Annotated in this window: 18 protein-coding genes; 13 read left to right on the top strand and 5 right to left on the bottom strand. The window is 60.9% G+C overall.

Annotated features, from left to right (window positions below; genetic code table 11):
- Positions 1-35: 35 nt before the first annotated feature.
- Both ABD653_RS03490 and ABD653_RS03485 read left to right on the top strand, forming a co-directional pair.
- Positions 36-428 (top strand): BlaI/MecI/CopY family transcriptional regulator, encoded by a 393-nt coding sequence (locus ABD653_RS03490; RefSeq protein WP_160779879.1) that lies wholly within the window; start codon positions 36-38, stop codon positions 426-428.
- Positions 425-2,092: a M56 family metallopeptidase gene (locus tag ABD653_RS03485; RefSeq protein ID WP_160779878.1), complete on the top strand. Its 1,668-nt coding sequence runs from the start codon at positions 425-427 to the stop codon at positions 2,090-2,092. The genes ABD653_RS03490 and ABD653_RS03485 overlap by 4 nt, the downstream gene beginning before the upstream one ends.
- Positions 2,093-2,178: 86 nt before the next feature.
- Here ABD653_RS03485 and ABD653_RS03480 read toward each other — a convergent pair whose 3' ends face one another.
- Both ABD653_RS03480 and ypfJ read right to left on the bottom strand, forming a co-directional pair.
- Positions 2,179-2,709: a hypothetical protein gene (locus ABD653_RS03480; protein ID WP_234032199.1), complete on the bottom strand. Its 531-nt coding sequence runs from the start codon at positions 2,707-2,709 to the stop codon at positions 2,179-2,181.
- A 5-nt stretch (positions 2,710-2,714) separates the two neighbouring features.
- Positions 2,715-3,590, bottom strand: coding sequence for a KPN_02809 family neutral zinc metallopeptidase (gene ypfJ, locus ABD653_RS03475; RefSeq protein ID WP_160779877.1), 876 nt, complete (start codon positions 3,588-3,590; stop codon positions 2,715-2,717).
- Positions 3,591-3,691: 101 nt separating this feature from the next.
- On the opposite strand from ypfJ, the gene ABD653_RS03470 reads away from it, so the two are divergent.
- From ABD653_RS03470 to ABD653_RS03440, 7 genes are all read left to right on the top strand, one after another.
- Positions 3,692-4,450: a 3-hydroxybutyrate dehydrogenase gene (locus ABD653_RS03470; RefSeq protein WP_160779876.1), complete on the top strand. Its 759-nt coding sequence runs from the start codon at positions 3,692-3,694 to the stop codon at positions 4,448-4,450.
- A gap of 33 nt (positions 4,451-4,483) precedes the next feature.
- The gene (locus ABD653_RS03465; RefSeq protein ID WP_160779875.1) at positions 4,484-5,947 is read left to right on the top strand and encodes a M28 family peptidase; all 1,464 of its coding nucleotides are present in this window, start codon (positions 4,484-4,486) and stop codon (positions 5,945-5,947) included.
- 85 nt (positions 5,948-6,032) lie between these two features.
- A complete protein-coding gene (guaB, locus tag ABD653_RS03460) occupies positions 6,033-7,496 on the top strand; it encodes an IMP dehydrogenase (RefSeq protein ID WP_160779874.1) in 1,464 nt (487 codons plus the stop codon).
- Positions 7,497-7,505: 9 nt separating this feature from the next.
- Positions 7,506-7,781, top strand: a complete 276-nt coding sequence (locus ABD653_RS03455; protein WP_160779873.1) for a hypothetical protein — start codon at positions 7,506-7,508, stop codon at positions 7,779-7,781.
- Entirely contained in the window at positions 7,778-8,959 is a 1,182-nt protein-coding gene (locus ABD653_RS03450; protein ID WP_160779872.1) for an RsmB/NOP family class I SAM-dependent RNA methyltransferase, read from the top strand. The genes ABD653_RS03455 and ABD653_RS03450 overlap by 4 nt, the downstream gene beginning before the upstream one ends.
- 59 nt (positions 8,960-9,018) lie before the next feature.
- Entirely contained in the window at positions 9,019-9,522 is a 504-nt protein-coding gene (locus ABD653_RS03445) for a tetratricopeptide repeat protein (RefSeq protein ID WP_199801136.1), read from the top strand.
- Positions 9,523-9,796: 274 nt separating this feature from the next.
- A complete protein-coding gene (locus ABD653_RS03440; protein ID WP_160779871.1) occupies positions 9,797-11,032 on the top strand; it encodes a tetratricopeptide repeat protein in 1,236 nt (411 codons plus the stop codon).
- 123 nt (positions 11,033-11,155) lie between these two features.
- Here the strand turns inward: ABD653_RS03440 and ABD653_RS03435 are convergent, their stop codons facing one another.
- Positions 11,156-11,632, bottom strand: a complete 477-nt coding sequence (locus ABD653_RS03435) for an RNA pyrophosphohydrolase (protein ID WP_160779870.1) — start codon at positions 11,630-11,632, stop codon at positions 11,156-11,158.
- A gap of 2 nt (positions 11,633-11,634) precedes the next feature.
- Positions 11,635-12,585, bottom strand: coding sequence for an alpha/beta hydrolase (locus tag ABD653_RS03430; RefSeq protein ID WP_160779869.1), 951 nt, complete (start codon positions 12,583-12,585; stop codon positions 11,635-11,637).
- Positions 12,586-12,766: 181 nt separating this feature from the next.
- Between ABD653_RS03430 and ABD653_RS03425 the strand changes: the two genes are divergently transcribed.
- Genes ABD653_RS03425 through ABD653_RS03410 form a run of 4 tightly spaced genes read left to right on the top strand, consistent with a single transcriptional unit; the run spans position 12,767 to position 18,062 of the window.
- A complete protein-coding gene (locus ABD653_RS03425; RefSeq protein WP_160779868.1) occupies positions 12,767-14,641 on the top strand; it encodes a 2-oxoacid:acceptor oxidoreductase subunit alpha in 1,875 nt (624 codons plus the stop codon).
- Complete coding sequence (locus tag ABD653_RS03420; protein WP_160779867.1) at positions 14,638-15,684, top strand: 2-oxoacid:ferredoxin oxidoreductase subunit beta; 1,047 nt, start codon at positions 14,638-14,640, stop codon at positions 15,682-15,684. The genes ABD653_RS03425 and ABD653_RS03420 overlap by 4 nt, the downstream gene beginning before the upstream one ends.
- 12 nt (positions 15,685-15,696) lie before the next feature.
- A complete protein-coding gene (locus tag ABD653_RS03415) occupies positions 15,697-16,659 on the top strand; it encodes a metal-dependent hydrolase (protein WP_160779866.1) in 963 nt (320 codons plus the stop codon).
- A gap of 14 nt (positions 16,660-16,673) precedes the next feature.
- Positions 16,674-18,062 (top strand): cryptochrome/photolyase family protein, encoded by a 1,389-nt coding sequence (locus ABD653_RS03410; RefSeq protein ID WP_160779865.1) that lies wholly within the window; start codon positions 16,674-16,676, stop codon positions 18,060-18,062.
- Here ABD653_RS03410 and ABD653_RS03405 read toward each other — a convergent pair.
- Positions 18,052-18,468, bottom strand: a complete 417-nt coding sequence (locus ABD653_RS03405; protein WP_160779864.1) for a hypothetical protein — start codon at positions 18,466-18,468, stop codon at positions 18,052-18,054. The genes ABD653_RS03410 and ABD653_RS03405 overlap by 11 nt on opposite strands.
- Position 18,469 lies beyond the last annotated feature (1 nt).

The following is an 18,469-nucleotide window of genomic DNA, read 5'->3' as shown; positions in this document are numbered from 1 at the left end:
CAGATGTAGTCAGTAGCGCATCACGGGAGATGAGCATGAGGGACAGCAATCGGAAATCCGCCCCGCCGCAAATCAGCGAGGCCGAACATGCCGTTATGGAAGCGCTGTGGGAGACAAGCCCGCTGACCGCTGCCGAAGTGTGCGAAGCTGTCTGCCGCAGCCGCGACTGGAGCCTGGCCACGGTCAAGACGCTGCTTTCGCGCCTCGTGTCCAAGGATGCGGTTGCGACCGAGCCTGACGGTCGCCGCTTCCTTTACACCCCCGCCATTGCCCGCGCCGATTATGTTGGGGGCGAGAGCCGCCGGTTGGTCGATAGACTGTTTGGAGGAAAAGCCGCCTCTCTGGTGGCGCATCTCGCCGATACCGAGGCGCTGACCGATGATGACTTGGCTGAGATTGAGGCGCTGTTGAAGGAGCTGCGCCCATGAGCTGGCTGCTGGAAACCCTGTTGTGGACAGGCGCGCTGATCGGATTCGTCTTGCTGTTACGCCGGCCGGTATCCCGTTGGTTCGGGCCTCAGGCAGCCTATGCCCTGTGGCTGCTCCCTTTCCTGCGCCTGATCATGCCGGGCATTACCCTGCCGGCCTGGATGAACCCGAATCCACAGGTTGCCGCCGCACCAGGCGCCGATCCTGTCATGGTGATTGCGAGTAATCCCGCTCTGATGTCGGCGGAGTCTATAGGAACGCCCGTGCCTGCAGCCGCGACGAGCATTGCGATGTCACTCTCTGACATTGTGCCGTTTCTTCTGGCGATATGGCTGGCCGGTGCTGTGGTCTTCATGGTGATGCGGTTTCGCGCCTATTTTGACATGCGGGACGCGCTGCTGGCCGATGCCCGCGAAGTGGGGCGCGAGGGCGGTGTTCGCCTGGTCGAGACGCCTGCCACCAAAACGCCGCTGGCCTTCGGTGTGTTCGACAAGGTCGTTGCCCTCCCGCCGCGCTTCCTCGCCCTGTCCGATCGTTCGGTGCGTGATCTCGCGCTGGCGCATGAGCTGGCCCACCATCGCGGGGGCGACTTGATTGTGAATTTCGCCGTGCAGCCGCTGTTCGCGCTGCATTGGTTCAACCCGCTCGGCTGGGTTGGCTGGCGTGCCTTGCGGCGCGACCAGGAGGCGGCGTGCGATGCGCGCGTCGTGGGGACTGCGGATGCCGAGATGCGTGCAACATATGCGCATACCATAGCCAGTTTTGCTGCAGGTCCCGCTTTTGCCAGAGGAGCTGCGCTGGCCGCTCCGATGGCCTGTCCGGTGCTTGGCGACAAATCGATTATCCATCGTTTGAGGAGCCTGAAAATGTCCGATATTTCCACCACGCGTCGCTGGGGCGGCCGTGCGCTGCTGCTGGCAGGCGCACTGGCCCTGCCGCTGACGGCGTCGATTTCCTACGCGGAAACGATGCGAGAACCACCTGCGCCGCCTGCGCCTCCGGCAGCTGAATTGCCGCCAGCTCCACCTGCTCCACCCAGGGCGCCTGAAGCACCTGCGGCTCCGCTTGCCCCGACGCTTGACGAAGAATTCGACGCGACAATGGGCGGTGGTGAAGACGGCAAGAAAACCCGCCGCATCGTGATCGAGCGTGAATTCGACAGCGATGACGGAGAGACCGTGACGGTCATCAATCGCAAGGGCAAAGACGGCAAGGTCAAGATCGTCAATCGCAGGGTCAACACCTTCGCGTTCTTTGACGAAGATGGCGAAGGCCTGTCCGACGAAGATCGCGAGAAGCTCGAGAAACGCCTCGAAAAGCGTCTGAAAGACCGCGAAATCCGCTGGGAAGAATTGGGCGAGCGTTTGAGCAACCGGATCGAGCTTCGCTACGGCAAGGAATTCGAAGGCAAGGTGGCCAAACTGGCCAAGCTGGATTGCGACAAGGCCGATGGCCAGGCGCGCAGCATCACATCGCGCGATGGCACCTTCGCCTTTGCCCTGTGTGCAGAGGGAATTGCGCGGGACGCCCGCCAGATGGCGGCTGAAGCGCTCGAGGAAGCGCGCGCAGCGATCCGTGAAGAACGCAGCCTGACCGATGCACAACGCCGCGAAGCTCTGGCCGGCGTCGAGCAAGCCATTCGCGAGCTCAACCAAGCCGATTGAAGTTCACCGAATAGAGCTACCCCCCAAGGAGCTCTTAGCGAGGGGGCGTCATCCGCACCGAGTGAAGGATGGCGCCCTTTCGGCCGCTATTCGTCCCCATCCTTGACCGTGATTTCGCCGGTGAAGGCAGGGCGGGCCGGATAGGCGCAACCGCGCTGTTGCCCCAGGCCTTTCAGGAAACCGCGACGGACGGCTCCGGCGAGAATGGCCGCTTCGAATTTGCGCTGGTTGTCGGCAGCGCCGGTCACTTCGCGCAAGATGCCGCGGAACGGGATTAGCGATCCCACCGCGCTTTGCGCAGCCTTGCCAACGCTCAAGCCGTCTTCCCCGTCCTCGACATCGAGATCGGGCCCGAGCACCGCTGTCAGATCGCCGATTTCATTGCCTATAGCCCGGCAATTGCCCAGGTCGCCGGTGGCATAGGGATCAGCTGCGGCTGTTGCGAGCACCGCCGGAATCTCGTCTTTGGCCAGGTTCAGGTCCTGGATCGGGGTCATTGCGACGTCTTCAACATCAGGCCCCTTATCGACCCGTTCGGGCTCGTCCTGTGCCGCAAGGGGTACACTCGCCGCCATTATCATCATGGCGAAGCTGGACGATAGTGCTGTCTTGATCATGATACTCACCTGAAGTCGAAGTAGCGGTCGCAAACGGTGTCATCTGCGGATTGTAGCCCGGCACGCAAGGCTTCCATGCGCTGGGCACTGGTGCCGTGGGTGAAGCCTTCGGGATTGATCCGCTGGCCCGCATTACGTTGCAGCGTGTCATCGCCGATCGCGCTGGCTGCTTGCATGCCTTCTTCCATATCGCCGCGTTCGATCAGGTTGCGGTTCTTGCCTGCCCAGACGCCGGCATAGCAGTCGGCCTGAAGCTCCATCCGGACCTGTAATTCATTGGACCGGCGCGGATTCTGCTGCTGCAGGCTGCGCACCTGTGTGGCGAGGCCGGTCAGGTTCTGGATGTGATGGCCGTATTCATGCGCCATCACATAATAGCGGGCGAAGTCGCCCCCGGCACCCATCTGGCGCGCCATCGTGTCATAGAAACTGGTGTCGATATAGATGCCCATGTCAGCGGGGCAGTAGAACGGCCCGGCAGCAGAGGAGGCATTGCCACATCCCTGTGTGCTGACCCGGCCATCGCGATACAGATCGAGGAAGGGTTGTTCGAACTGAATACCGGCACGGCGGAATTCCGGCTCCCATGTCTGGTTGAGCGATTGCAGAGCGTTACACGCTTCCTGCGCGTACTCGCTGCTGGTGCAGATTTCCTGCTCGCTCAACGCGCCGCCTTGCTGCTGGGTCGGCGCTGATTGTTGCGCGCCGTCCACCACGCCGAGCATCTGGCCCGGATCAATCCCGAAAACGAGCGCGCCGACCAGCACGATAGCGAGCGTGCCGCAGCCCGCCTTGCCTCCGCCGCCGCCAGGGAAGCCACGTCCCCCGCCGCCGCTGGAACGAACCCGGATATTGTCTGTGTTGAATGGATTAAGCCGCATTCCCGCTCCCCGAAACTCTCTTCACCCGTCAATTGGGCTGGACATGCGCCACTTTGCCCGCAAAACCGGCTGCACGTCCACCCATTAGGCAGGAGTTATCGATGTCCCTTTCCGGCAAACGTGCGCTGGTCACTGGTTCAACCTCGGGAATCGGGCTTGCAGTCGCGCGTGCCATGCATGCCGAAGGTGCCGAAGTGATCCTCAACGGTTTCGGCGAGGATAAGGCAATCGCCGCCCTGCGCGAAGAGATGGGAGGCGCCACACATTTCGACACCGACCTGACCGATGTGGCAGCGGTCGAGGCGATGATGGCGGATGCCGGGCCGGTCGATATCCTCGTCAACAATGCCGGGATGCAGCATGTCAGCGCGGTGGAGGATTTCCCGACTGACAAGTGGAACCTGATTATCGCACTCAACCTGACAGCGGCTTTCCACACGACGCGGCTGGCTGTGCCTTCGATGAAGGAAAAGGGCTGGGGCCGGATCATCAACACCGCCAGCGCGCATTCGAAAACCGCATCGCCCTTCAAGAGCGCCTATAACGCATCGAAACACGGGATTGACGGGTTCACCAAGACAATCGCGTTGGAACTGGCGCAAACAGGCGTGACGGCGAACTGCATCAGCCCTGGCTATGTCTGGACCCCGCTGATCGAAGGCCAGATCCCCGATACGATGACAGCGCGCGGCCTATCGCGCGAGGAAGTGATCAACGATGTCCTGCTTGCCAAGCAGCCGACGAAGAAATTCGTCCAGCCAAACGAGATAGGCGCATTGGCCGTATTCCTGTGCCGCGAAGAAGCGGGGAATGTGACGGGCGCAAATTGGAGTATCGACGGCGGCTGGACAGCGGAATAGGGCTGCCGCGCAACAGGAAAGAACGGGGCGCATATGATCGGGGCAAGAGGCGTTTTTGCCGCATTGGCGGTGCTGGCACTGGCAGGATGCCAGACGACACCCAATGCAGAACGCCAGTTCGAACTGGCGCAAGCCACGTTGGACAATCACATTCGTACCCTCGCATCGGCAGAATATGGCGGGCGCGAGCCAGGCACCGAAGGCGGTCGCAAGACGCAGACCTATTTGGTCGATGCGCTCGAAAGCTATGGCTTTGTTTCAGGGGTAGCAGATGGCAGCTGGCGCCAGCCGGTGGAACTGGTGCGGATCCGGCCCGAAACGGCAGAGCTTACCATCGGCAATGTGGCGATTTCCGGTTATCAATTGGTTGTCCGGCATGATCAACCAGCGCTGGCTATCGAGGATAGCCGCCTGACAGTGTTGGCACCTGGCGCGGAGCCGCCGCCGGACGGATCGCAAAAAGGACGCTCGGCAGTGATGTTTGCCGACGCGATCTTTGCGGGCGAGGGCAGGACCATGTCCGATGCGGGCTTCGATGCGATCATCATCCTGTTCGGCGAAGAGGATACGCAGCGTTTCGGCCAGGCCAGTCGGTCCTTCGCACGCGGAAGCTGGGGCCTTTCCTCGGCAAAGCCGGGTGCGGTGCCCTATGTGGCCCTTTCGCCAGAGGCATCTGCGCAATTTGCGCAAGCGGTGGGGCATGATGTGCCCTCGCTGCTCGCTTTGGCGCAGGAGCAAGAGGCAGGGGCCTTCCAGCGCCGTACGCCGGTGGCGATCAGTGGTACTTTCGCGGTAGACCGGACCGAGACGGCCAATGTGATCGGCAAGCTTCCCGGCTCGGTTCCGGATAGTGGCGCAGTGATGCTGCTAGCCCATTGGGATCACCTGGGCATGTGCGGACCCGAGGATGCGGAAGACCGACTGTGCAACGGCGCGGTCGACAATGCGAGCGGGATCGGCGTGATGCTGGAGACTGCACGCCGGATCGCGCAAGACGGCCCGCTCGACCGTGATCTGTACGTGATGGGCACCACGGCGGAGGAGCTGGGCCTGCTGGGCGCGGAAGCCTTCGCCAAAGATCCGCCATTTCCGCTCCCGACAATCGTGGCGGCCTTCAACATGGATACAGTCGCCATCGCTCCGCGCGGGGCCCCGGCGACGGTTATCGGGTGGGAGCGCACGCCGCTCGATGCCGGTATTAAACAGGTGACCGAGGCCATCGGTGTCGAGCTGGACGTGCTGGAAGAGCATCAGCAATTTGTCCGCCGTCAGGATGGCTGGGCTTTGCTCAGCCGCGATGTGCCGGTGGTGTTGGTGACCAGTTCCTTTGGCGATGAAGAGGCGTTCTCCGCATTCCTCAACGGGCCCTATCACAAGGCCAATGACGAATGGTCGCCTGATATGGAATTGGGCGGCGCCACAGACGACATCTTCCTCCATATTGCGCTTTTGAAGCACTTTGGCAGCACTGTCGCCTATCCGGTCGGGGAGGAGTGAGGAACTCCCTCTAGCCGCGCGGCGCGGTTCCGGTTAAGGGGCGGCGCACGATTCCTCCCGCTGCTCCAGTTTAGAAAGCCGCCTCGTGCCCATCAAAGACATTCCCCTCGGCCTGACATTCGACGACGTATTGCTACGCCCGGCTGAAAGCGACGTGCTGCCCAGCATGGCCAACACCAGTACCCATCTGACCCGCGAGATCGGCCTCAATATCCCGGTCGTCTCCGCTGCGATGGATACGGTGACAGAGGCGGATATGGCGATTGCGATGGCCCAGATGGGTGGGATCGGCGTTTTGCACCGCAATCTGGATGTCGACGATCAATGCGCCGCCGTACGCGCGGTAAAACGGTTTGAAAGCGGCATGGTGGTCAATCCGATCACGATCACGCCCGAGGCGACTTTGGGCGATGCGCAGGCAATTATGGACCAGCACCGCATCAGCGGCATTCCGGTGACCGATACCGCAGGCAAGCTGGTCGGGATCGTGACCAATCGCGATCTCCGCTTCGCCGAGAATCCTGGCCAACTGGTCCGCGAATTGATGACGACCGACAATCTTGCGACCGTGCCGCTGGGTACCGGCCAGGAAGAGGCGCGGCGGATGTTGCACCAGCGCCGGATCGAGAAGCTGCTGGTGGTTGATGACGATTACCGCTGCATCGGCCTGATCACGGTCAAGGACATGGAAAAGGCGGTCAATTACCCGCACGCGACCAAGGATGGCGGCGGACGCTTGCGGGTCGCCGCAGCGACGACCGTGGGCGACAAGGGATTCGAGCGGACCGAAGCGCTGATCGACGCCGAAGTCGACGTGGTGATTATCGACACGGCGCACGGTCACAACAAGGACGTGGCGCGGGCTGTCGAGCGGGCCAAGAAGCTGAGCAATTCGGTCCAGATTATCGCCGGCAATGTCGCCACTGCTGAGGCAACCAAAGCCCTGATCGGGGCCGGGGCCGACGGGATCAAGGTCGGGATTGGTCCGGGCTCGATCTGCACCACCCGCGTGGTGGCAGGAGTGGGCGTACCCCAGCTGACCGCGATCATGGAAAGCGCTGAGGAAGCGGCCAAGTCCGGCGTTCCGGTGATCGGCGATGGCGGGCTGCGCACCAGCGGTGATGCGGCCAAGGCGCTGGCCGCCGGAGCATCGACCGTGATGATCGGTTCGATGCTGGCTGGCACCACCGAGGCACCGGGTGAAACCTTTATTTATCAGGGCCGTAGCTACAAGAGCTATCGCGGAATGGGCAGTGTTGGTGCGATGGCGCGCGGCAGTGCCGATCGCTATTTCCAGCAGGATGTTTCGGCGCTCAAACTGGTTCCGGAAGGGATCGAGGGGCAGGTGCCGTACAAAGGCCCGGCCAAGGATGTAGTCCACCAGCTAGTCGGCGGGATCAAGGCGGCGATGGGGTATACCGGCAGCCACACGATCAATGATCTGCGCGAGCGTGCGCAATTTGTGCGCATCACGGGGGCAGGCCTGACCGAGAGCCATGTCCACGATGTCTCGATCACCCGCGAGGCGCCCAATTACCCGACCCGGTAGGAGACTGTGATGGAACTTGTAATCCCCTACCTTCTGATCATTATCGGCTTCGATCCCGACAAGCCTTCCGAGACTATGGCACTGCAGCATTCACTGCATATCAGCCAGGCTGCGTGCGAGGCGCAGGGCACCAAGTTCCTCGAGGATCGTAAGGACTACATGGCCAAGTTCCCTGCGCGGTATCGCTATTTCTGTATTCCTGTTCCTGGCGATGACGAGTTGGACGGCGTGTTCGATCGCGCCTTCTCTGATCGTGCCAATCCGGACCGGAACCCGGAGCAGTGACCCCTTCTGCTAGGGTTCAGGCTGCCATCGAAATCCTCGATCGGGTAATCGCCGCGGCCACCGCTGATGGCGCCCCGGCAGACCGGATCTTCGCGGACTGGGCACGGAACAATCGCTATGCCGGGTCCAAGGACCGGCGCGCGGTGCGCGAGTTGGTCTACGGCGCAATCCGGGCTTGTGGACCAGTGCCCAAGACAGGGCGCACAGCGATGCTGCGACTGGCGGAGGAGGATAGCGCGCTGAAACCGCTGTTCGACGGGTCCAAATACGGCCCGCCAGCCATTGGTAGCCGGGAAACGCCCGCAGAAGGCGGCGTGGCTCCACCCTGGATCGAGAAACAGCTCGCCGCATCCGGGATCGAAGGGGAAGCCCTGGCCGCGATGCGGGGCCGGGCACCGCTCGATATCCGGGTCAATGCGCTCAAGGCCAGTCGGGAGACTTGCGTCTTGCCGGAGCAGGCAGAGCATCTCGCTGCACCTTGTGCCATGCGTCTGCCGACGGGCAGCCATGTCGATCAATGGCTCGCCTATCGCGAGGGCCAGATCGAGGTGCAGGACCATGGCAGTCAGATTGCCTGCCTCGCAGCCGAAGCGAAGCCCGGGGAAACTGTCATCGATCTATGCGCAGGGGCCGGGGGCAAAACGCTTGCGCTAGCCGCTGCGATGGAAAACCAGGGCGTGCTGGTGGCCAGCGACACTGATCGCGGGCGCCTGTCCAAATTGGCTCCACGGGCAGAGCGCGCGGGCGCAGGTGTGATCCGCTCCATCCTGCTCGATCCGGGCAAGGAACTGGAGGCGCTCGAAGAGTTTTCCGGCGCTGCAGACTGTGTGTTCATTGATGCACCGTGCTCGGGAACGGGGACCTGGCGGCGCAAACCGGAAGCGAAATGGCGGCTAAGCGATTCGCGCCTGACCCGCTTCGCCGACATTCAGGATCGGCTGTTCGATATTGCCGCGCATTTGGTCAAACCGGGCGGCAGGTTGGTGTTTGTCACCTGCTCACTGCTCGATGCTGAAGGCGCAGACCGGTTCGCGAGTTTCTTGCTGCGCAATCCTGACTGGGTTGCCGATCCGCCCGACTTGCCGCTGGGCAGTGCGCGTGGACAGGGAATGCGCCTGACACCGTATCAAGACGACACGGATGGATTCTTCATCGCCCGCGCGCAGTTGCCATGCTAACCGCTGGCGGTATGGTTGACGGCTTGGAAACCGCGAATCCCCGCTGGAAGGAATTGCTGATGCGCTTCGCCCCTGCTGCCGCTGCTTTGTCACTGCTGTTTGCAGTCACTGCGAGTGTGAGTCAGGCCGGAGATCGCGAACCCGATCCGCGCGCGGCGATCCTGATCGCCGAAGGACGCGCGGCGCTGACGGCGGGGCAACCCCAGAAGGCAACCGATTCGTTCGAGGCGGCATTGGCCGTCGACCCGGCATTCACCCCGATCTATCTTGACCTTGCCGAGGCCTCGCGCCGCGAAGGGCTGCAAGGCAAGGCCATCAGCTATTACCGCGAGACGCTAAAGCGCGATCCGGACAATTTCGCTGCCATGTCGGGCGAGGGCGCAGCCCTGGTGGAAAAGGGTGCCGTCGAAAAGGCACGCCTGAACCTGACGCGCCTTGAGTCGCTCTGCGGTTCCAACTGCCCCGAAACCCGCAAGCTCGCCACAGCCATCGCCCGCGGCCCGCAACCGCGAGTGTTGACTGCGGAAGCGGTGATGCCCGAGGCCGTGGTGACGCAGAACTGAGTGTCTTTCACCGGGCTCGCTGGTGCTTGTAGGGATTTGGCGAGTTCGGCGAATACTGACCGACGTTTTCGCAAAGGCCTGCAGCGGGCAGAGTGCGGAAGGTCGGCTTCCAGATCGACATGGCCAAAAGTGGACCTATGTTCCGTAACCCGCGAATGTCAGCTTGCGAGCCAATTTCGGACCATTCGCGGTGTTACTGGCAATTTCTTGCCTTAGTAAGACTATAGCTAATATTATCCAACTCGATGGAAGGTGGAGAAATAGATTGGGCAAAGTGAAAGACGAAGAACTTCGCAAACAGGTTTCTAACTTTGAACAAGCATCCAAAAATATAACAAAGAAACGCGCACTTGAGGAAATCGAAAACATTGCCAACTCGGGTTCTGACAAAGCCTGGTATTGGCTTGGTATTCTGTATTTGGACGGGAACAGGTGGTCAGCAGACATACCGAAGGGCATTAGTGCGCTAAAATCCGCGTCAGAACTAGGCAACAAAGCAGCGATGAATAGTCTTAGCTGGCGCTATTGGAACGGCCAGCAAGTTCCAAGAAATCGGGAGCTGGGTGCGAGTTATGCCAAATTGGCCGCTGAACAAGGCGTGTCGCTGGCTGCACTGACGTATGGTAGGGCTCGTCTCCGCGGAATTGGTGTAGACCAAGATAAGGCTGACGCTTTCTACTGGATTGAGGAGGCCGCCAAAAACTCAGACACCGAGGCGGCACAGAAATTAGGAGCAGCGGATGCAAAGGCCGATCTTGCATTGCTCTATCTGAAAGGAGACGGCTGTTCGAAAGCACCAGACAAATATCTGGAGTTGATCCAGCAATCGGCAGAAGAAGGGAGCGAATTTGGGCATTTTCTCTTTGGCCGTGAACTCATGCTTGGTGAGACGATTGATCAAGATGTAAACGCTTCTCGCAAGCATCTTACAGCAGCAGCCAGCGCAGGCATGCCGGAAGCCCAGTATGTGCTCGCTGTATTGCTTGAAGGTGACCAATATGGCTTCAACGAGAAAGACGCTGCTTTCAATTGGCTTCAACTTGCAGCGGAACAAGGCGACAGCAACAGCCAACGAGAACTGGGCCATCGTTATAAGCGTGGCATCAGCACCAATACGGATTTTGTGAAGGCGTTCGAATGGTATCTTAAGTCTGCCCAGCAGGGTGATGTAAGTGCCGCGTTGAATGTAGGCAATTTCTACCACGCCGGAAGTGGCACACCCATTGATTTGGTAAAGGCCTGCGAGTGGTGGCGTAAGGGAGCAGAGGCGGGCAATGAACTTTGTAGGCTGAACCTTGCCGATGCTGAGCGATTGATGAATTCTGTAAGTGAGGACCGTACGCAGGAAGGTGAATACACCAGTAACATGATGACCCGCCCAGCAAGGAAAACAATCAAGTCTTTAGGCCAGGTTTGCCAGTGGTGCGGCGAAGACGTTGCTGGCGAAGACATTTGGGAGGACTTTTTCTGCTCCCCAGCGCACTTCTATCTTTGGCTTGATAGGCAATAGCAGGATGGTCTGGCAGCTTCATGGAGATAGATGACCGGCTATATAAGGTTCTCCTGAGCCCGCTTATGTTAAACGTAGTGCTCGACCCGTATGGCCGAGACAGAGGTCACTAGCCGCCATTCCTCACACCAGCTCCCGAAATGCCTCCAGTACCTGGCGGTAGACGTGTCGTTTGAAGGGGACGATCAACTCAGGCAGGGTTTCGGGATCGGCCCATTTCCAACACGAGAATTCCGGCGTGTCGTCGGCATCGATGTCGATGGCGTCGTCGCCTGCGGTTAATCGTGCGAGAAACCATTCCTGTTCCTGCCCGCGATATTTGCCACCCCAGATCCGGCCGACCAGATCCTCGGGCAAATCGTAGCGCACGGGTTCGTCCATCCTGGCGATGATGCTGACATGATCGGGCGCGAGGCCGGTTTCCTCGCGCAGTTCACGCAAGGCGGCGGCCTCAGGCTCTTCGCCCTTGTCGATCCCGCCTTGCGGCATTTGCCACGCATCACTGCCAGGATTGTCGAGGCGCTGGCCGACAAAGACCTGGCCCTGCGCGTTGACCAGCATCACGCCCACGCAGGGACGGTAACCGAGATTGCCGGTCATGGTCAGGCGTTCCCCGCCAGCATCAGCTTCATCGCGGCAAAGACCCGCTCAAGCTCGGTCTGGTAGCTGGGCACTGCCTGTCGCAGATTGGTGAAACTGTGAGTGCCGCCGGCAACCTCCAGGAACACATGATCAATCCCGGCCTGCGCCAGTGCCGCAGCATAATCACGCCCGGAATCGCGGATCGGATCGAGGCTGGCGGTGACTACGATCGAGGGCGGTGTGCCCGCATGGCTGCCCAGGATCGGCATGGCTCGGGGATCGGCCTTGTCGGGCTGGTAGCCCGCTTCGAAGAATTCGATCGCGACCTTGGTGAGGACAAATCCCTCGGCGAATTCTTCCAGGCTGGTTGAGCCTGCCGAGTCGCTGGCGAGCGGGAAGATCGGCACCTGCAGGAGGACAGGCGTGTCCGCCGGTTGCCGGGCCAGCGCCTGGCTTACAACGATGGTCGCATTGCCGCCCGCGCTATCGCCAATCGGGATAATGCCGGTGGCCGGGCGGCCCAATGCTTCGGGCGAGTCAGCGATCCAGCGGCTGGCGGCAATGCAATCCTCGATCGGGGCGGGGAAGGGGTGCTCCGGCGCGAGCCGGTAATCGACCGCCACCACGGGCAAATCCATCTGATGCGCGATTTCGGTGCACAGATTGTGGTGGGTATCGAGATCGCCGATCACGAATCCGCCGCCATGGTAGAAACAGATCACCGGGCCAGGATCGCGGCTGTCACGGGAATCATACAGGCGCAGGGGTATATCGCCACCCGGGCCTGGGCATGTCAGATCGGTGATCACGGCGAGATCACGGGCCGGGCGGTCAGCCATCTGGTGCAGCGCCATATAGGCGCCGCGCGCTTCCTCCAGCGAGACTTCGTTGATCGGCGGGCCGCCTGCCTGTTCCAGCAAGGCGAGGAAGGCTGCCACATCATCGCGCACGAAGGGATTGCCGTCATTCATTCTGTCTCTCCCGATTTATCGGGTGGGATAGGGTGCGCAAGGCAGGCCTGTCTACTTTGCTGATCGCGTAGACTGTTAGCATGTGGGACAGAAAAACTTGATTGCCGCGCTGCATCGGCGCACCTAGGTCGCAAGCCCCCAGACGGGCCGAGCGCACGGACTGGCGCAAGAAGGATAGACTATGGCTACTGAGGCGGCACCACGCCCCGAAACTTCCGAACAAGCCGACGCAGTTGTTGTTCGCTTTGCTGGCGACAGCGGCGACGGCATGCAGCTGACCGGGGGGCAGTTCACGCTGTCTACTGCGCTGGCCGGCAATGATCTTGCGACCTTCCCCGATTTCCCGGCGGAAATCCGCGCCCCGCAAGGCACGTTGTTCGGCGTGTCGGCATTCCAGATCAATTTCGGCAGCCGCGAGATCAACACCGCGGGCGATACGCCCGATGTACTGGTGGCGATGAACCCGGCCGCTTTGAAGACCAATCTGCCCGCGTTAAAGCCGGGCGGCCTGGTGATCATCGACACGGGCGAGTTTACCAAGCGCAATCTCGACAAGGCGAAATATGATGTCAGCCCGCTGGACGATGATACGCTCGCCAAATATGACACATTGGCGTTTGATATCAGTGCCCTGACAATCGAAGCTGTCAAGCCGTTCGGCCTTGGCAACAAGGATGCGCTGCGGTCCAAGAATATGTGGACGCTAGGCCTTGCGCTGTGGATGTTCGATCGCCCGCGTGAGCCGATCCATGACTGGCTGAAGCAGAAATTCGCCAACAAGCCGGACATTGCCGGTGCCAATATTGCTGCGCTGGATGCCGGTCATGCCTATGGCGAAACGGCAGAGCTTTCTGGCCCGCTGAAGCAGGTGGCGATGCCGGCCAAGCCGACGGAGCCGGGTCTGTATCGCACGATTACCGGCGCGGAATCGGTGTCTGTGGGCCTCGTCGCCGGTGCGCAACTGGCCGATCTGCCGATCTTCTTCGGCGGCTATCCGATCACGCCTGCCTCCGCGATCCTGCATCATCTGGTGCGGTTGAAGGAGTATGACGTTACCACCTTCCAGGCGGAAGACGAGATTGCCGCGATCTGTGCCGCTGTCGGCGCCAGCTGGGCAGGTAGCCTCGGCGTTACGTCGTCCTCTGGCCCAGGAATTGCGCTCAAGACTGAGGCAATGGGCCTGGCGATCATGACCGAGCTGCCGCTCGTCATCGTCAACAGTCAGCGCGGCGGCCCGTCGACCGGCCTGCCAACCAAGACCGAGCAAAGCGATCTGTATCAGGCCGTGTATGGCCGCAATGGCGATGCACCCATGCCGGTCATCGCCGCCTGCAGCCCCGGCGATGCGTTCGATTGCGCGATCGAGGCGTGCCGTATCGCAGTGGAGTATATGACCCCGGTCATGCTGCTGACCGATGGCTATATCGCCAATGCTGCCGAGCCGTGGAAAGTGCCGGACCCGGCCAGCTACACACCATTTCCGGTCAAGTTCCTCGACCAGAAGAACGCCCGGAACGACAATGGCGAAGAGGAATTGCTGCCCTATGCGCGTGATGCCAAGGGTGCGCGCCCTTGGATCAAGCCCGGCACGCCTGACTTGATGCACCGCATCGGCGGCATCGAAAAGGCGGAAGGCACCGGCCACATCGATTATGGGCCGGAAAACCACCAGGCGATGACCGATGCGCGCAAGAACAAGGTGTTGGGCATTGCCGTGCCCGACCAGGAAATCGCCGTCGGCGAGGCGGGCGGCAAACTCGCAGTTGTTGGCTGGGGCTCTACCTATGGCCCCATCCATCAGGCGGTGAACCGAAGCCGCGCGAAGGGTATGGATGTCAGCCAGATCCATGTTCGCCATATCTGGCCGCTGCCCGGCAACCTGGGTGAATTGCTCAAGAGTTATGACAAGGTGCTGGTGCCCGAAATGAACACCGGCCAGTTCAAGACCGTGCTGCGCGACCAGTTTCTGGTCGACGCCCAACCGCTGACCAAGACGAGCGGGCAGCCATTTTACATTTCCGAACTTGAAGCCGCCATCGAGGAGGCGTTGTCATGAACGAGATGACGAAAATCGAAACCACTCTGAAGGATTGGGAAACGGACCAGGAGGTCCGCTGGTGTCCAGGTTGCGGGGATTATGCGATCCTGAAAGCCGTGCAACGTACCTTGCCGCAGCTGGGCTGTGATCCGTCAAACACGGTCTTCATTAGCGGGATCGGCTGCTCCAGCCGCTTCCCGTATTACATGGAGACCTATGGCTTCCACACGATCCATGGCCGCGCTCCGGCACTGGCGACGGGGGCGAAGCTGGCCAATCCCGATCTCGATGTATGGCTGGTAACAGGCGACGGCGATGGGCTTTCCATCGGCGGTAACCACATGCTCCACGTGCTACGGCGCAATGTGAACATGCAGATCATGCTGTTCAACAACGAGATTTACGGCCTGACCAAGGGGCAATATTCGCCCACCAGCCGCGAGGGGACCAAGAGTCCGTCGACCCCGGTCGGGTCGGTCGATCGTCCGGCCAATCCCGCCAGTTTTGCGCTGGGCGCAGGGGCTCGCTTCGTCGGCCGCGGCTTCGATGTATCGAAGAACCTGCCCGACGTGCTCAAGGCAGCCCATGCCCATCAGGGCGCTGCCTTCATCGAGATTTTCCAGAACTGCATCGTCTATAACAAGGATGTGTTTGACGATTTCGCCGCGCCCAAGGGTGCCGGCGACCGCCAGCTGTGGCTCGAACATGGCAAGCCGATGCTGTTCGGCGACCCCAAGACAGGCCTGGACAAGGGCATTGCGCTCGATCGCGACGGGTTGGCGCTCAAAGTCGTCGATGCGACCGAGGAGAATTGGGAAGAGGCGGGTGTGTTGGTCCATGACGCCACCAACCGCGTGATCGCGCATATGCTGGTCGAAATGCCATTTGGTCCGTTCCCGATGGCGCTGGGTGTCCTCTATGACGATCCACGCCCGACCTTCGAAGCCTCGGTGGCTGAAGAGCGCGCAAAATCGACGGCGGGCAAGACGGCCAATCTGGCGAAACTGCTCGGCACTGGACAGACCTGGACGGTGAGCGGAACAGCGCAAGACCCGGTCTAGGGGTCAACACCGTTGGATAATCTCACTCACAGCCTGGTCGGCGCGCTAATCGGGCAAGCGGGCCTTAAGAAAAAGACCGGGCTGGCGATGCCCGCGCTCATCATCGGGGCGAATCTGCCAGATGTTGATGCGGCCTGTTTCTTCTGGCTGGAGGGGCAGGAACATCTCGGCTTTCGCCGCGGGATCACCCACGGGCCGCCCGCATTGGTGCTGTTGCCGCTAATACTGGCAGGGTTGCTCTATGGGTTTGACCGTTGGCAGGCGAGCCGTGGCAAACGGCCCGAAGATCGTCGCCCGGTCAGCTTCAAATGGTTGTTCCTGCTCAGCTTTATCGGCTGTCTGACGCATCCGGCGCTCGATTGGCTCAATGTCTATGGCATCCGTCTGCTGGAACCGTTTTCGAACCAATGGTTCTACGGCGATACGCTGTTCATCATCGATGTGTGGCTGTGGGCGCTGATGGGCTTCGCGACGTGGTTCTCTCTGCGGCGCGAGAAGCGTGGCAAGGAGTGGATGAAGCCAGCGCGGATCGCGTTGACTGCAGCGCTCGCCTATATCGGATTGAACTGGGTGATAACCTATCTGGCAGAGACCAATCGCGGCATCATGGCAGAGCCTTACCCTGTTGTAGCAATTGCCAGCCCGCCGCCATTCGCATTCTGGGTCCGCGAACGGATTATCCAGACCGAAGACGGGCGCTGGTTTTCCGATGCGTGGACCGGCACCGATATTGGCTATGACTACAAAGCTCCCGAAGCTGTTCTTTGCGCTATTCCCGGGAATGCGGCTGAGCAGTCGAAGGAAGCCGCTGCCTTCATGCTTTGGTCACGCTCGCCCTTCGCTGAACGGGCGGACGACGGCTCAGTGATCATGCGGGATGCGCGGTTCTATGATCCATTGGCCAGGGACCGGTTCACCGTGGCACTCCCTAATGTGCGGTGCGAGCCTTTAACGCAGGAACCTCTCGCCGAGTGAGGCGCTAAGCCAATATGGCGAAACCTCAAATTGTGTGGCTGAGGCGCGATCTGCGCATGGCGGACAATCCCGCGCTTTATCACGCGGCCCAGCAGGGCCCGGTTGTCGCGGTGTATGTGTTGGATGACGAGCGTGCCGGCAGCCATGCCTACGGCGGTGCCTCGCGCTGGTGGCTGCATCATTCACTGGAGAGCCTGTCGAAGACCTTCGGCCAGCGAAATGCGCAGATCGTCCTGCGGCGCGGCGACGCAGTGGAGGAATTGTGCAAGGTTGCCGAAGAGGTCGGGGCGCAAACCATCCATGCCAATCGCCATTACGAGCCGTGGTGGCGCAAGGCGCAGGGCGAGCTGGCGGACAAGCTCGACCTCCAGCTTCATGACGGCAATTACCTGCTGCCGCCGGGCGCGGTGACAACCGGATCGGGCACGCCCTACAAAATCTACACGCCATTTTCGAAGGCAACGCTCGCGCAATTCCCGCCACGCGATGTGGTGCCGGAGCCGGACACGCTTTCATCCCCCGATAGCTGGCCCCGCAGCGATACGCTGGAAGATTGGAACCTGCTCCCCACGCGCCCCGATTGGGCTGGCGGCATGCGCGATTTCTGGCAGGTCGGCGAAGCGGCTGCGCATGAGCGGCTGGCGGAGTGGGAAGACCCCGTGATCGATTATGACGAGGCCCGCAATCTGCCTTCGGTCGATAAGACCAGCCGTCTGTCACCCCATTTGCATTTCGGCGAGATTAGCCCGGTTCAGATCTGGCATGCGTTGAAAGACAAACGCAGCGAGGGTTGGAAAACCTACGAGAAAGAGCTGATCTGGCGTGACTATGCCCAGAACGTGATTTGCCAGACGCCCAGTTATGCCAAGCAATCCTATCGCGAAGATTTCGACAAGCTGGAGTGGCGCGATCCGGACGGCGATCCCCAGGCCGCTGCCGATCTGAAGGCGTGGCAAACGGGCCAGACGGGTTACCCCATTGTCGATGCGGGAATGCGCCAGCTGTGGCAGACGGGCTGGATGCACAATCGCGTGCGGATGATCGCCGCCAGCTTTCTGATCAAGCATCTGCTGATTGATTGGCGCGTGGGCGAGCAGTGGTTCTGGGATACACTGGTCGATGCCGACTATGCCAGCAACGGCGCCAACTGGCAGTGGGTTAGTGGCACCGGCGTGGACAGCAATATGTTCGTGCGGATCATGGCGCCGCTCAGTCAGTCGGAGAAATTCGATGCTGCAGGCTATATCCGCACCTATGTGCCGGAGCTATCAGAGCTGGATACGCCTTACATCCATGACCCGGAAGAGCATGGTTGTCTGCCGCAGGACTATCCCGCCAAGATCATCGGCCACAAAGAGGCCCGCGAACGGGCGCTGGCAGCCTATCGCGCGATCAAGGATTGAGTCGCGCGGCGAGTAGTTTGTCCGCCAACAATTTCGCTGAAACAGGCAAAACCCCGGCGGCCACGATCATCCACATCGGATGCGGGAACATCTGGGTGGTCCAGATGCTGGCCAACACCAGAAAGCCGACCACGATCCAGCCCGGAATGACACTGCGTCCGAGATAGGTGGCAACACTGGCCCCGGCAAAGGCACCAAGGAACCAGGCAATCACAACGGCCAGTTGCGCCCCGAAGGGGATCACCGACATCAGCCTTGCCTGATCGGCAGGCTTGGTGAGATCCAGGCCCTCCGGCGGAGGAAAGATCATGTGACCCGCGCTCTCGACAGCTGCGATCACGAACACTGCCACCAGCAACCCAGATACTGTTGCAACAATTGCCCGAACGACCGGATTATTTATCATG

It is taken from the genome of Parerythrobacter jejuensis, from assembly GCF_039536765.1.
Classification (GTDB): domain Bacteria; phylum Pseudomonadota; class Alphaproteobacteria; order Sphingomonadales; family Sphingomonadaceae; genus Parerythrobacter; species Parerythrobacter jejuensis.
This window is presented reverse-complemented; position numbering and strand designations above follow the sequence as displayed.